At 33.2% G+C, this 14644-nt stretch carries 12 protein-coding genes and 1 other RNA gene; 7 read left to right on the forward strand and 6 right to left on the reverse strand.

The features are described from left to right. Positions 1 to 71: 71 nt before the first annotated feature. The gene (locus QWY92_RS01740) at positions 72 to 1514 is read left to right on the forward strand and encodes a phage tail-like protein (protein ID WP_290268147.1); all 1443 of its coding nucleotides are present in this window, start codon (positions 72 to 74) and stop codon (positions 1512 to 1514) included. Between the two features lie 74 nt (positions 1515 to 1588). Here QWY92_RS01740 and QWY92_RS01745 read toward each other — a convergent pair whose 3' ends face one another. Together QWY92_RS01745 and QWY92_RS01750 are read right to left on the reverse strand one after the other, a co-directional pair. After that, positions 1589 to 4045 carry a TonB-dependent receptor gene (locus QWY92_RS01745; RefSeq protein ID WP_290268148.1) on the reverse strand — a complete coding sequence of 819 codons (2457 nt, stop codon included), beginning with the start codon at positions 4043 to 4045 and terminating at the stop codon, positions 1589 to 1591. 22 nt (positions 4046 to 4067) lie between these two features. Further along, on the reverse strand, positions 4068 to 5753 hold the full coding sequence (locus QWY92_RS01750) for a M23 family metallopeptidase (protein WP_290268149.1): 1686 nt from the start codon (positions 5751 to 5753) through the stop codon (positions 4068 to 4070). Between the two features lie 370 nt (positions 5754 to 6123). On the opposite strand from QWY92_RS01750, the gene QWY92_RS01755 reads away from it, so the two are divergent. From QWY92_RS01755 to rny, 4 genes are all read left to right on the forward strand, one after another. Next, on the forward strand, positions 6124 to 6414 hold the full coding sequence (locus QWY92_RS01755) for a coiled-coil domain-containing protein (RefSeq protein WP_290268151.1): 291 nt from the start codon (positions 6124 to 6126) through the stop codon (positions 6412 to 6414). Positions 6415 to 6429: 15 nt separating this feature from the next. After that, positions 6430 to 6717, forward strand: coding sequence for a cell division protein ZapA (locus QWY92_RS01760; protein ID WP_290268153.1), 288 nt, complete (start codon positions 6430 to 6432; stop codon positions 6715 to 6717). 66 nt (positions 6718 to 6783) lie between these two features. Continuing rightward, a non-coding RNA gene (gene ssrS, locus QWY92_RS01765) (6S RNA) lies at positions 6784 to 6910 on the forward strand. A gap of 59 nt (positions 6911 to 6969) precedes the next feature. Then, positions 6970 to 8544, forward strand: a complete 1575-nt coding sequence (gene rny, locus QWY92_RS01770; RefSeq protein WP_290268155.1) for a ribonuclease Y — start codon at positions 6970 to 6972, stop codon at positions 8542 to 8544. An 85-nt stretch (positions 8545 to 8629) separates the two neighbouring features. On the opposite strand, the gene QWY92_RS01775 is transcribed toward rny, so the two are convergent. Both QWY92_RS01775 and xerD read right to left on the reverse strand, forming a co-directional pair. Continuing rightward, positions 8630 to 9796, reverse strand: coding sequence for a sensor histidine kinase (locus tag QWY92_RS01775; protein ID WP_290268156.1), 1167 nt, complete (start codon positions 9794 to 9796; stop codon positions 8630 to 8632). 84 nt (positions 9797 to 9880) lie between these two features. Then, positions 9881 to 10777: a site-specific tyrosine recombinase XerD gene (gene xerD, locus QWY92_RS01780; protein WP_290268158.1), complete on the reverse strand. Its 897-nt coding sequence runs from the start codon at positions 10775 to 10777 to the stop codon at positions 9881 to 9883. Positions 10778 to 10960: 183 nt separating this feature from the next. Between xerD and aroQ the strand changes: the two genes are divergently transcribed. Together aroQ and QWY92_RS01790 are read left to right on the forward strand one after the other, a co-directional pair. Beyond that, positions 10961 to 11377, forward strand: a complete 417-nt coding sequence (gene aroQ / locus QWY92_RS01785) for a type II 3-dehydroquinate dehydratase (protein WP_290268160.1) — start codon at positions 10961 to 10963, stop codon at positions 11375 to 11377. Between the two features lie 123 nt (positions 11378 to 11500). After that, positions 11501 to 11995: a hypothetical protein gene (locus QWY92_RS01790; protein ID WP_290268162.1), complete on the forward strand. Its 495-nt coding sequence runs from the start codon at positions 11501 to 11503 to the stop codon at positions 11993 to 11995. 11 nt (positions 11996 to 12006) lie between these two features. On the opposite strand, the gene QWY92_RS01795 is transcribed toward QWY92_RS01790, so the two are convergent. Together QWY92_RS01795 and lpdA are read right to left on the reverse strand one after the other, a co-directional pair. Beyond that, positions 12007 to 13074, reverse strand: a complete 1068-nt coding sequence (locus QWY92_RS01795) for an acyltransferase family protein (protein WP_290268163.1) — start codon at positions 13072 to 13074, stop codon at positions 12007 to 12009. A gap of 90 nt (positions 13075 to 13164) precedes the next feature. Further along, complete coding sequence (lpdA, locus tag QWY92_RS01800) at positions 13165 to 14541, reverse strand: dihydrolipoyl dehydrogenase (RefSeq protein WP_290268164.1); 1377 nt, start codon at positions 14539 to 14541, stop codon at positions 13165 to 13167. Positions 14542 to 14644 lie beyond the last annotated feature (103 nt).

Genomic DNA, 14644 nt, shown 5'->3' on the forward strand with positions numbered 1-14644 from the left:
TTGTAAGTTTTATTCCGTAATTTGTGTAGGTTATTCTTACTAAGAAGAATTTCTTTAAACTTTTTCATATTATGAAAACCTACCGTATAGTCTTCGTATTACTCTTTCTTTTTCAATTTAATACTTATAGTCAAGTTGGGATAGGTACAATAGATCCACATGTTTCTTCTATTTTAGAAATGGAATCTACAACACAAGGGGTTTTAACACCAAGGATGACTACGTTGCAAAAAAATGCAATAGCCACCGCTGTTGAAGGGTTGTTAGTTTTTGATACTGATGAGGATGCTTTTTACTATTTTGATAGTTCTGCGTGGGTTAAACTAGAAGGTTCTGTAACTAGAGATAATTACAAGCTTGTTAAAAGTATCGCAGATTTATCGGACGAATTAGTAGGTGGTAAATATGTATTGAATGAAGATTATGTCTATGAAATAAATGGAACAATAACATTTGATTATCCTATCGATTTAAATGGAGCGAATATGATTGGTGAAGATACAGGTGAAGATATTCTTATAAATGGCACAGGAGGCGCATTGTTTAGTGGAGCTACAGGAGGCAGGCTTAAAGATTTGTTGATTAGAGGAAATGGACAACAAGTTTTTGATATTACAGGAACAGGCTCAGAGAATGTTATAGGCTATAGTATTGTTATAACAGGAGCTTCTTCTATTGGAACTTTAAGTGATTTAGGAGTGGTATTCTTTTCTGTTTTGCAAATGGTAGGAAGTGATGATGGTTTGTCTGTTTCAAATATTAATTCTTTTTTCGTTCAAAGTATTTTTTGGACAAGCAATACAGGAACTTGTTTAACCCTTTCTGGTTCTTTTGGTAATCTTCAAATCGCTAATGGAAGAATTGTTGTAGAGAGTGGTGATACGGGAATTGATGTAAGTGCAGATCCTACTATAACAATATCGGCTTCATTAACAGGGGTAAATATATCTGGTGCAGGAGATCGGGTTAATGGCTATGTCGGAAACACCTATCCGGGTTATAATTTTACAAACGATTGGGATGTAGATTGTCCTGGTATTCCTGTAGAAACGGATAGTAATGCTGTAGGAGATGCTAATTTAAATTTTAGTAGTGGTACAGGTCAGAATACAACATTTTCAGGAAATAGCGTTGCTAATAAAATACAAGGTACTACAGTGAGTAATAATTTGTTTAGATTTTCTAGGGATGGGAATAATAGACTGGTTTATGAGGGAAAACAAAAACGTTATTTTACAGTAACATCAAGTGTCTCTTTTCAAGGGGTAGCGCCTCAGAGTGATGGTGATACTTATGTTTTTTATGTTGCAAAAGGCGATAGTGGGGACACAGTGGCAACTCCGGTATTGGAGACAGGTACTGCGAGACAGTTGGGATCTAACACGGATATTGGTGCCGTTGCTGTTGTTGGTACTGTTGAGCTTTCTCCAGGTGACTTTATAGAAATATGGGTAGAAAATTATTTTCAAGATGATACCCTTTATATAGCTTCAATTAACACTGTAATTAGGTAATTTAGAGTTTTTCGATGTATAAATAAATTAGTGACATATTTTTTAATTCATTTTTGAATAAAAAACTAACTTGTCTAAAACCTCATACTCGTTCTCACATTAAAAACGCGAGGTGTTAAATAGTTAGGAATGGCATATTGGCGTTTACTATATACATCGCGCACCCAAGTATTTGTAATCGAATTTTGTGTATCAAACATATTGTAAATTTCAAACCCAAAAGACAGGGCTTTAAAAGGTTTCTTCCAACCGCGATCAAATTGTTTTTTATCATCCACAATAACAAACTGTAAACCTAAATCGGCACGTTTGTAATCGGGTAATCTATTTTGATAATCGTAAGGGTCGGCATAACTAGGCGATCCGCCAGGTAAACCTGTATTGTAAACTAAGTTTAAATACATTTTTAGGTTGGGCACATTAGGTACATAATCCTGAAATAACGCAGCAAACTTTAAACGTTGATCGGTTGGTCTGGCAATATAAACACGATCATCAATATTTTCTTCATTTTTAAGATATCCAAAACTAAACCAAGATTCGGTTCCGGGTACAAACTCACCGTTTAAACGCATATCTAAGCCATAAGCATAAGCTTCGGCGTTATTGTCGGCAGCATACCTAATACGTACGTTTTCTAAGGTGTATGGGTTTACATCGGTAATACCTTTGTAATATAGTTCGGTCGTTAATTTAAAAGGGCGATCCCACATTTTGAAACTATAATCATTTCCTAATACAACATGAAGCGATTTTTGCGCTTTTACATCAGGTTGAACCGTTCCTGCAGCATCACGTAATTCGCGATAGAAAGGCGGTTGGTAATACAATCCTGTAGCCACCCTAAATAGCATATCTTTTTCCCATTCTGGTTTTATGGTGAATTGTGCACGCGGACTAAACACCACTTGATTTGTGTTAGAAATACCATCGCCAGAAACTGACCAGCTATGCATACGTACGCCTGCATTATACCAAACATCACTATTGCCAATTGTAGAACGTTTGCTCCATTGCGCATAAGCTTGCAAACGGTTAATTTGCGTATTGTTCGTCGCTCTAATGTTTTGGTAAGGCTCTAAAGGTCCGCTAAAAGGTGCGTAAGGTTGCTCGTTTGCAACTGTTTTTGGCGGACGAATGGAAAATCCTGCAGAGTCAATTGTTTCCCATTCTATTAAACGGTCTCTAATATCTTCGTGCGTGTATTTTACAGACCATTCTATATGGTGGTCTTCAATATTTAAATGTCCTTTATGCTCTAGGTTTGTAATTAAAGCATCAAGGTCGTTTCTACCGTGGTTTAATTGGCTTCCAACACCTTCGCTAAATTCAACTTCACCTAAATTTTCATCACCAATATTGCTGTTCACTTCACCTAAACGGTATTGAGCTAAAATATCAAAATATTCTTCTTCCGTAGTATGGTATGTGGAGGCAATTAACTTCAGTGTTAAATCATCGTTAGCAAAATAAGTGCCTTTAAAAGCTCCAAAATAGGTTTGATATTGATCTTTTTCTTGCCCTTCATAAAAAACTAAAAGTGCAATAGGATCAGATAGTGTTCCGAAGTTTGTTTGACGCGTTTGTGGTTCAAAATTATATTTATTGATAGATGCGTTTCCTAAAAAACTCAATTGAAATTTATCGGTAAATTGATACGTTAAAAACGCTTGAGCATCGGCAAAGGTTGGGTTTACATTGGTTTCTGTTTCTTTAGCATCTACGAGTAAACTATTGTCGCGATAACGCAAACCTACCATGCTTGTAAATTTAGAATCTTTACTCATATTTTCTACGGAAAGACTTCCGCCGAGCAAACTTAAATCGGCATTAACAGCAAATTGATAGGGAGTTTTATAAGTAATATCTAAAACTGACGATAATTTATCGCCATATTTAGCTTGAAAACCACCTGCGGAGAAATCGACATTTTGAACCAAATCAGAATTGACAAAACTTAAACCTTCTTGCTGCCCTGAGCGAATTAAAAATGGACGATAAACTTCAATGTCATTTACATACACTAAATTTTCATCATAATTACCTCCTCTAACCGAGTATTGTGTGCTTAACTCATTGTTGTTACTTACACCAGGTAAAGTCATTAAAAGATTTTCTACTCCAGCATTGGCGCCAGGAATTTTTCGGATGGCTTCGGGATCTAAAGTGATGATGCCTTCAATTTCTTTGCGGCGGTTACTGGTAACAACAACGGCTGCTATTTGTTCTATTGAAGCACTCATAACGGGGTTAAACTCGTAAGTTTCGCCATTTTTTAAGTTGAATGTACTCGTCATTTGTTTAAACGACAAATGGGAAAACGTTAAGGTAACCGTTTCATTTGAAGGAATAGTTAAACTGTAAAACCCGTTGGAATTACTAACTGTACCACGCGTACCAGACTTGATATTAACTTGTTCTATAGGTAAATTATGTTCATCTAAAATAACACCTTTAATAGTTGCCGTTTGTGTGTACCCAAAGTAAAGGTTGAATAAAAATAAACTGAAAAATATAAGTTTTGTTTTCAAGCGGTTAGCGCGTTAGTTAGCATTATTTTCTATGAAATAACGCTTCAAAAGTAGTGTTATTTCCAACATTATCCGTTACAATTACCTTTAACTTGTTGTTTGTATCGGTTAAGTCGTTGTCGTTAAAATCGTAAGTTAGCGTATTATTTTTGTACTCATATTCCATTAAAATCCATTTTCCATTAATGGTACCTCTAAAATTTGAAATACCAGAACCTACGTCGGTAATTTTTACTTTCAGATATCTAAAGTTACTAAGCCATTGATTGTCTTTAAAATTCGAGGCTTTAATGGTTGGCGGAATAGTATCAGTAGCCAATGCATATTTGCCTAACGTTTTAGTGCTTGTACTTAAAAAATCGCCATCTCTTCTTGTAGTAGAATAGACAGGATAGTTTTTATAGCCTATTAAACGCGCGATGTAAAGTTTGTTTTTATCTGCATCATTATAATGGCTAACATCGAAAGTAATGTTGAAGTTTTTCTGAGTTGGCGTTACATCTTCATCTAAAAACAAGGTGTCGTTTTTTACTTCAAAATCTAAATATAAATCGCTATAAAACGTATCTCTATAAAAATCTACAGATACTTTACCTTCTTTTAGATTAGTGGTTTCATTAGCCTTAATAAAATAAGGTGTTATTTTTGCGGGAACAGGCTCGGCAGCTGTACTTTGAGTGCCTTTTATATTAACAGTAATCCATGAGGAGTTGCTTTTAAAATCGGATACGCGAATTTTATAAACTGAATTTGTGCTGTCCTTTATAGTGAGTACGCCATCATTGCTAACCGATTTTAATAGACTTAACGGATTGTCTTTTCTGAACAATAATTGAACACGTTCTTTTTTCGTTTTATAATGTTCATAATCAATTAAAGTGTTAATGTGCCTTGTTTCGTCGAACGAAAACTTCCGAAAATCGATTTCAAAATTTCGGTTACCATTTTCAATCGTTTGAATATTGTAAACACCATTAGAGTTCCCTGCTAAATCTTGACGGTCTATGGTTTTTATTCCGAAGCCAATATTACCGATAGCTTCAATTTTTTCGGTTACAAAATCACCGTTTTTTAAAGGTACCAAACGTATTTTTTGCTTGGTATTCTTTTTATTGATAAAAGAATTTTCGTCTAAAGGATAGGCGTAAAGCGCTTGAATAACTGGGGCTTTAGTATCTAAAACATCAAGGCCAAAAAGCATAGGGTTAATAGGATGCTCTTCTTTGTTTCTAATTTCAAAATGTAAATGTGGCCCGCCAGAGCTACCAGTATTACCACTATAAGCAACTAATTCGCCTTTTGTAACCAATAATTCTTCAGGTGTAGGAAATAGCTCGATTTCATAAGACTCTTCCTCATATTGTTTCGCTTTAATATAAGCTTCAATCTCGGGCGACAGTTTAGATAAATGCGCATATACCGTAGTATAACCGTTGGGATGCGTAATGTACAGGGCTTTTCCGTAACCAAAGTTTGAAATTTTTATACGACTTACAAAACCACTTGCCGAAGCGAGTACTTTTAAGCCAATGCGTTGTTTTGTTTTTATATCCAATCCAGAATGGAAATGATTAGAGCGTAATTCGGCAAATGTACCAGCTAAAACTAGCGTAACATCTAGCGGATTGCCAAAATAATCTTGTGGATAATTGTTCTGTGAGTTCGAAAAAAGTGAACAAAGTAAAAGAAGGGAAAGTATAAATCTCATAAAATAGTTGTAACCGCTAAAGTATTAATTTGATATGAAAACTCAAAGAAAAAACAGAAAGTAACAAGCCTAAATAGCGTGGTTACTTTAACCTTAATTTAAACGATGCATTTTAAATTTCAGTATCAAAAGTGGATAGGTTGTTTCTAAAATTGATAAATTGTTAATGAAAAAGGATGAATCCATTAATTTAGAGTAGTGGCGATTATTATAAAGGAATTCATTTTTGTAAAGAGCTATTTGGTCCTGCGGAATAGAAGCCATTGTGCCAAAATAGAGCCAGACGTATTAATCTGAAAATTTATTGAAAAACAATTGTAAATTATAAACAGGTTGGTTAACTTTGTGAGATAAGTATTGATTTTTGTAAATGAGTAATATTGAAGATATTGTAGATTCGTTAGAAAACAAAATTAGCAAGGTATTACGTAAACTAGAGCTTTTAAAGCAATCTAATTTGAAATTACATGAAGAATTAGAAGCTTCAAAGAAAGAAATTCAGACCCAAAAAACGATTAATGAAAGTTGGGAAGAAAAGTACGAAGCTCTAAAAATGGCAAATTCAATGCTTGGTGGTGACGATAATAAAAGAGAAACTAAGCTTAAAATAAATGCATTAATTAGAGAAATTGACCATTGTATCGGTCAAATATCTGGTTAAAGCCAATTAAATTCAATGTCTGAAAAGCTTAAAATAAAGCTATCTATAGCAAACCGAGTGTATCCTTTAACTATTGACGCAAGTCAGGAAGAAGGACTTCGTAAGGCTGCGAAAAACATTGAAGTAATGATTAAAAAATTTGAGCAAAGTTATTCTGTTCGAGATAAACAAGATGTTTTGGCCATGTGTGCTTTACAATTTGCATCTCAAGTAGAGCAGAAATCTATAGACAATACAAATGTAAATGAGCATGTTGAGGAAAAACTCAATGCGTTAAATAATTTATTACATTCCTATATATAGTTTCTTAATTCGTTCTTTAAAATAAACTAAAAAGTTACTGCCTACATTGGTTATTTTTTTTGATAAACTCAACGTTAATTCTTTAAAAAGGGTGAGTTTAAGTTGTAAAAGCAGGCTGCATTTACTGAATTTATTCAGCATCTAGCAGATCCTTGATCAGCTTGTTAGCCCTAAACTTGTTTTTAAGGAGTTTATACAAAACTTTATGCTGGTGTAGGCTTTTTTATATATAATAATGAACTAAATTAAACGATGGATAACTCAATTATATTTGCAGTAGGTGGTGTTATTTTAGGGCTTGCAATAGGCTTTATCATAGCAAAAACATTAGAAAAGAATAACGCTTCAAAACTTATAAAAGGCGCTAAGAAACATGCGGCTTCTTTGCTTAAACAAGCAAATTTAGAAGGCGAAAGCATTAAAAAAGATAAAATACTTCAGGCTAAAGAAAAGTTTTTAGAACTTAAAGCCGAACATGAAAAGGTAATTCTTTCGCGTGACAAGAAAATGGCTGAAGCCGAAAAACGCACACGTGATAAGGAGTCTCAAATTTCAAACGAACTTTCAAAAAGTAAAAAAGGAAACGAAAGTTTAGACCGTAAAGTAAAAGATTACAACCACAGATTGGATGTTTTAGAAGCAAAACAAGAAGAGGTTGAAAGATTACATAGAAGCCAAGTGCAACAACTAGAAGTGATTTCTAGCCTTTCGGCAGAAGAAGCTAAAGAGCAATTGGTTGAATCTTTAAAAGGGGAAGCTAAAAATGATGCTATGGCATTTATTCAGAGCTCTTTAGAAGAAGCAAAACTTACCGCAGAACAGGATGCTAAGAAAATTATAATTAACACCATACAACGTATAGGAACAGAGGAAGCGGTTGATAACTGTGTATCTGTTTTTAATATTGAATCGGATGATGTTAAAGGACGTATTATTGGACGTGAAGGTCGAAATATTCGTGCTATTGAAGCTGCAACAGGGGTTGAGATTATTGTTGATGATACACCGGAAGCTATTATCTTATCTTGTTTTGATTCTGTAAGACGTGAAATTGCACGTTTATCATTACACAAATTAGTAACCGATGGGAGAATTCACCCAGCGCGTATTGAGGAAATTGTAAAGAAAACTCAAAAACAAATTGAGCAAGAAATTATTGAAGTTGGTAAACGTACAGTAATCGACTTAGGAATTCATAACCTACATCCAGAACTTATTAAAATGGTAGGTAGAATGAAATATCGTTCGTCTTACGGACAAAATTTACTGCAGCACTCACGTGAAGTAGCTAAGCTTTGTGGTGTTATGGCAGCAGAATTAGGTTTAAATCCTAAATTAGCAAAACGTGCAGGATTATTACACGATATTGGAAAGGTGCCAGATGCAGAAACAGATATGGAAACGCCACACGCGATTTTAGGAATGCAATGGGCTGAGAAATATGGAGAGAAAGATGATGTAATAAACGCTATTGGAGCGCACCACGACGAAATAGAAATGAAATCGTTATTAGCACCTATTGTTCAGGTTTGTGATGCTATTTCGGGAGCAAGACCAGGCGCACGTCGTCAAGTTTTAGACAGTTATATTCAACGTTTAAAAGATTTAGAAGAAATTGCATTTGGATTTAGCGGTGTTAAGAAAGCTTATGCTATTCAAGCTGGTAGAGAACTGCGTGTTATTGTTGAAAGTGAAAAAGTAAACGATCAAAATGCAGCTGATTTATCATTCAGTATTTCACAAAAAATACAAACGGATATGACTTATCCTGGGCAGGTGAAAGTAACGGTAATTAGAGAAACACGTGCTGTTAATATAGCCAAGTAATTTATAAAGTAATTATATAAAAAAAGCTTTCCTTAAATTAAGGAAAGCTTTTTTTTATGTCTAATATATAAATATATCGGGCATTTTAATTCTTGATAAATGCTTTGTCTTTTGGAAACGATAATTTAAATTCCGTGCCTTCATTTATTGTACTTTCAACAGTAATTTCGCCTCCTAAATCTTCAACTTGTAATTTTGTTAGATAAAGGCCGATACCTTTCGAGTCTTTACGTTGGCTTTTATGGAATGTTTTGTACATCCCGAAAATTTCACCTTCATATTTATCTAAATCAATGCCAATACCATTATCTGCTATAGTTATATCTAAGCCGTTTTTGGTTTTAATAGCTTTAATGTTAATTTCAGAAGGCTTAGTGGCATCTCTATATTTTATAGCATTTGATATGAGGTTATGGAAAATACTCTCTAAATACGCGGAATTTCCTTTTATAAATAAATCACTAGGGATACTTGTGTAAATATTGGCCTGGCTACTATCAATATCTATTTTAAGATGGCGTAAAATGTTGTTTATAATGTGGTTTAAGTTAATGTCATCATTTATATTACCTTGTTCACTGTTTATATTAATAACTTCAGTTAAGTCCGTCATAGAATCGGTTAGTGTTGAAGAAATGTTTCTTAAATATTCAAACATTTGTTCCTTTTCATTTTCAGATTCTGCCGCGTCATAAAACTCTAAAATGTTTTCGAAATTATCAATATGCGTTTTTAAATTATGAGAGATAATATGTGTAAAATTGTAAAATCTTTTATTTTGCTTCGTAATAACTTTAAAATTTTCACTTAAAAGTATTTCATCTCTTTTTCGTTGGGTAATATCGACATGAGTGCCAATAACGCGTAAAGGTTTTCCGTTTTTGTCTTTACTAACGACTTTACCAGAATCTAAAATCCACTTATAAGTACCGTCTTTACAAAGCACACGGTGTTCGTTTTCGTAGCTGTCTTTTTCGCCAGCAAGGTGCTTTTGGAAATCGCTATAATAGGTGTCTCTATCTTCAGGATGTACACGTTTATTCCATTCTTCCGCATGATCTTTTATTTCATGGCTTTCATAACCTAGAATTTCTTTTGATTCATCGGAATAGAAGACGTTATTGGTTTTTGCATCCCAATCCCAAACGCCTATTTTACTGTTTTTTACAGCGAATTGCCATTTTAGTGCATCTAAATTTTTTACATCTTTCTTTGATACAAACAATTGTTGTATCTGTGAGAATATACTCATGATAATTGGTCATTAGGGAGGGATTAGGTTAAAATAAATTTGAGGGATACTGTTTTGACACTAAATATAATAAGAAGTCACATTTCATTTTCTAGGATGAAATTGTTCTACAATTTTGGTTAAATGACTTTTATCTAAATGCACATATATTTCTGTTGTAGTAATGCTTTCATGACCAAGCATGAGCTGAATCGATCTTAAATCTGCATTGTTTTTTAACAAATGTGTGGCAAACGAATGCCGAAATGTATGTGGTGATATACTTTTTTTTAGATCAATTTTAACGGCCAATTGTTTTATAATAGTAAAAATCATGGCACGTGTTAATTGTTTTCCCCGTCGGTTTAAAAACAAAGTATCATCAAACCCCGCCTGAATATTCATGTGGTTTCTAATTTGTGTTCTATATATGTTGATGTATTTTTTGGTGAGGTCTATAATAGGTACAAAGCGTTGTTTGTCGCCTTTACCAGTTACTTTAATAAAACCTTCCTCAAAAAACAAATCCGATAGTTTTAAGTTTATCAATTCGCTAACGCGTAAACCGCAACCATATAACGTTTCTAGCATGGCTCTATTGCGTTCTCCTTCAGGTTTGCTTAAGTCGATAGCTTGTATCAGTAGGTCTATTTCTTCTTCCGATAAGGTGTCAGGAAGTTTTTGGCCTATTTTGGGAGCTTCAATAAGTTCTAAAGGATTGTCTTCTCTGTAATCTTCAAAAACTAAATAGTTGAAAAAACTTCTGAGTCCAGATATTAATCGTGATTGAGAACGTGGATTAATTTGTTTGGCTGCAGTATAAATAAATTGCTGAACCGTTTCAGCAGTAATCGTAATAGGGGATATGGTAATTGAAGCGTCTTCTAAAAAGCGCATTAACTTTTTCACATCTAAGGCGTAATTATCTATAGAATTTTTAGATAAACCGCGTTCTATTTTTAAATAGAGTTGATAGTCTTTAAGTGCATTTTCCCATTTCATTAAGGTAAAAATACATAATTGATGGTAGAAATTTGATGGTTTTTTATTATTGCAAAAACTTTAACAATTTTAGACGTTCGAGTCTTTGGGATTAAGGTTATTTAGCGGTTTATTTTTAAATATTTATAACCTAAGTTTAATGGCTTTGGTTTTTTATACCTAAAATTTAAATATATTTACAGTATGAAAAAACTAATCATCATAAACGGCCCGAACCTTAATTTATTAGGAAGAAGAGAACCATCAATCTACGGAAGTTTAACCTTTACGGAGTATTTTGAGTCTGTAAAAGCAAAATATCCAGGTATTGTTTTAGAGTATTTTCAATCTAACATAGAAGGAGAACTTATTGATAAATTGCACGAGGTTGGTTTTAGTTTTGATGGTGTAATTTTAAACGCAGGTGCATATACACATACTTCTATTGGTATTGGCGATGCTATTAAAGGCATTGAAACCCCTGTTGTAGAAGTGCATATTTCGAATACATTTGGGCGTGAGGAGTTTCGTCATCAATCTTATCTTTCAGCGCATGCAAAAGGTGTTATTCTTGGTTTTGGCATGCAGAGCTATGAGTTGGCTATTCAGAGTTTTTTATAGTTTAAGAGATTTATTTGAAATCCGTCATCCTAATTATTTTAAGATGATATTATAAAATCTTTGGGAAACATTAACGAGAGCTGTGATTAAGTTTGTTTGTATAATTTTTGAAATCTATTAATTATGAAGCAAATATTACTTTTTTTATGCATTATTCAACAAGGTTTATGCGCTTTACATGCTCAAGACGATCAGAAAACCAAAACTTTTGGTACTGGTGATAATGTCAATATTACGGGTGAAGTCCTACCATTCGGAAACTATTATTCAGAATATTATATTAATACAGATTGGGCTTTTAGAGTTGAAAACAACATTAGAAACGTCGGAGGTTTTGGAACTACGTATACTATAAGAAATATTCCATTTTTGGCTAAATATAAATTGGATCAAAATTTTAGTGTGTTGTTAGGGCCAAAAGTCAAAATGTTTTCTATTGATGGAAGAATTGAAGATGTATCGTTATTTGGGACTTTCGGTGTGCAGTACGATGTGAATGAATCGTTTTTAATGGAAGCTCGGTTTGATTATAATGTCGGCGAAGGAAACTCATTTAAGACCAACGCACCTTTACGAAATGATGCTTTATTTAAGCTAGGAGCTAAATATAAATTCTAAACTCTATTAGTCTAGAGTAAGCTTTTTACTTTACGTTTAAAAAATATTTTTTCAATGTAAGTGTAAGTATAGTATGAGTAAATGCAAAGTGATACCAAAGTAAAAACTTCAAAAAATAAAAACCATTGCCCTTCTATTTTGAACACTTTTTCTAAGAAAAGGGAGTAAATTCTAATTATTAAAATATGGTTTAAATAAATGGAATACGACCATAAACCTATTTTCTGAAAAAGACTTAGTTTTAAAAATGTTGAGATAAAACCTATTTCAAAAGAAAATAATAGAATTAAAAGACAAAAGGATAGATGTAAAAAGTAATATTGGTTTGGGTTAAAATTAATTATAAATAGTACTGTAAGGAATATGGCGAGTAATTCTAATACATGTTTAACCGTTGTAGATACGTTTTTTAATGCTTTAAGAAAATATGGTCTTGATAAATAGGTTAAGACTCCTATGAAAAAACCGCTAAAACCTCTAATAAAACTATAATTAAAATCGATTGTTAAATCAAACGTATCAAAATTGAAATTAAAAAAAAGATAGCCAAAAACAACGAGTAAGGAAGAAATTAGAATAATATTTTTTTTGTTTTTAAGCCAAAAATAGGACGAAAAGGCAAATAGCATATATGAAATAATTTCAGCACTTATAGACCAGTTTTGTCCATTCCATTGGAACCCTGTAAAAAAAGGGGTAGCATTTAATAAAAATAGTTGCGGTAAAAATGTAGCTAAATTATTTTGTGAAAATGCTATATCATTAAAAGGTAAATAAGGCTGCGCAAATAGTTTTAAAGTTTCAAGAAGAACCAGTATTAAAAGGGTATAAATATGAAGCGGTAATAATCTATTAAACCGTCTTTTAATAAAATTTCTAATATGGAAGTTTTTATCATGATAGTTATGATAAATAACAAAACCGCTTAGGACAAAAAATAAATCTACAAAATATCCTGAATTAGCAATAAACGAATTATTGGTTAGAAAACTATGGCGAGGCATATGGTATAAGAAAACAAATATAGCAGATAAACCTCTAAAAGCATCTAAAACATAAAAGCGTTGTTTAGCTAACATAATTCAATTAAATATAAAGTACCGATCAAGATAAAAAAAATGCGATTCAGTAGATTTTGAATCGCATTTTTTACTTTCTAACGTTTTAAGTTATATATGTATTACTTCGTCATAAGCAGCTGCAACAGCTTCCATAACGGCTTCACTCATTGTAGGGTGTGGGTGGATAGTTTTTAAAACTTCATGACCTGTAGTTTCAAGTTTTCTACCTAAAACAGCTTCGGCAATCATATCAGTAACACCGGCTCCAACCATATGGCAACCTAACCATTCGCCATATTTAGCATCGAAAATTACCTTTACAAAACCTTCTGTGTTTCCTCCAGCACTAGCTTTTCCAGAAGCAGAGAAAGGAAATTTACCAATCTTTACATCTAAACCTTGTTCTTTAGCTTGCTTTTCAGTGATACCAACCGATGCAATCTCAGGAGTACAATAAGTACAACCAGGAATGTTTCCGTAGTCTAAAGCTTCAACATGTTGTCCAGCTAATTTTTCTACACAAAGGATACCTTCAGCAGAAGCAACGTGCGCTAAAGCAGGTCCAGGAGTAATATCTCCAATGGCGAAATATCCAGGAATATTAGTTTGGTAAAAATCGTTAACGATTACTTTATCTCTATCAACAACAATTCCAACATCTTCTAATCCAATGTTTTCAATGTTTGTTTTAATACCAACGGCACTTAAAATAATATCAGCTTCAAGAATTTCTTCGCCTTTACTTGTTTTAACTGTGGCTTTTACACCTTCTCCAGATGTATCAACTGTAGTTACTTCAGCAGAAGTCATTACTTTAATACCTGATTTTGTAAAAGAACGCTCTACTAATTTAGATACGTCTTCATCCTCAACAGGTACAATTTTTGGTAAATATTCTACAATAGTTACATCAGTTCCCATAGAGTTGTAAAAGTATGCGAACTCAACACCAATAGCTCCAGAACCAACCACAATCATTTTCTTAGGTTGTTTCTTTAGCGTTAAGGCTTGTCTGTATCCAATTACTTTTTCACCATCTTGTGGCAAGTTTGGTAACTCACGAGAGCGAGCACCAGTAGCTATAATAATATTGTCGGCGCTATATTCAGTGCCATCAACATCTATTTTTTTACCTGGTTTAAGTTTTCCAAAACCATTAATTACATCTACTTTATTTTTCTTTAGTAAAAACTGAACACCTTTACTCATACCATCTGCAACGTTACGGCTACGTTTTACAACCGCATCAAAATCGTGTTCTGCATCGGTTACTTTTAAACCGTAATCTTCAGCATGTTTTAGATATTCAAAAACTTGAGCGGATTTCAGTAAGGCTTTGGTAGGGATACAACCCCAGTTTAAACAAACTCCACCAAGACTCTCTTTTTCAACAATAGCAGTTTTAAAACCTAATTGCGATGCTCTAATAGCTGTAACATAACCACCTGGGCCACTTCCAAGAACAATAATATCGTATTTACTCATTTGTTAAATTTTAGGATACGAATTTACAAAATCGATTTGTAATAATGAATTAACAAGCCCTTAAATCGTAAAAAAATACGACGTTTTTTTTAGAATAGTTTTA

The organism is Algibacter miyuki (assembly GCF_030409805.1).
In the GTDB taxonomy this organism is placed as follows: domain Bacteria; phylum Bacteroidota; class Bacteroidia; order Flavobacteriales; family Flavobacteriaceae; genus Algibacter; species Algibacter miyuki.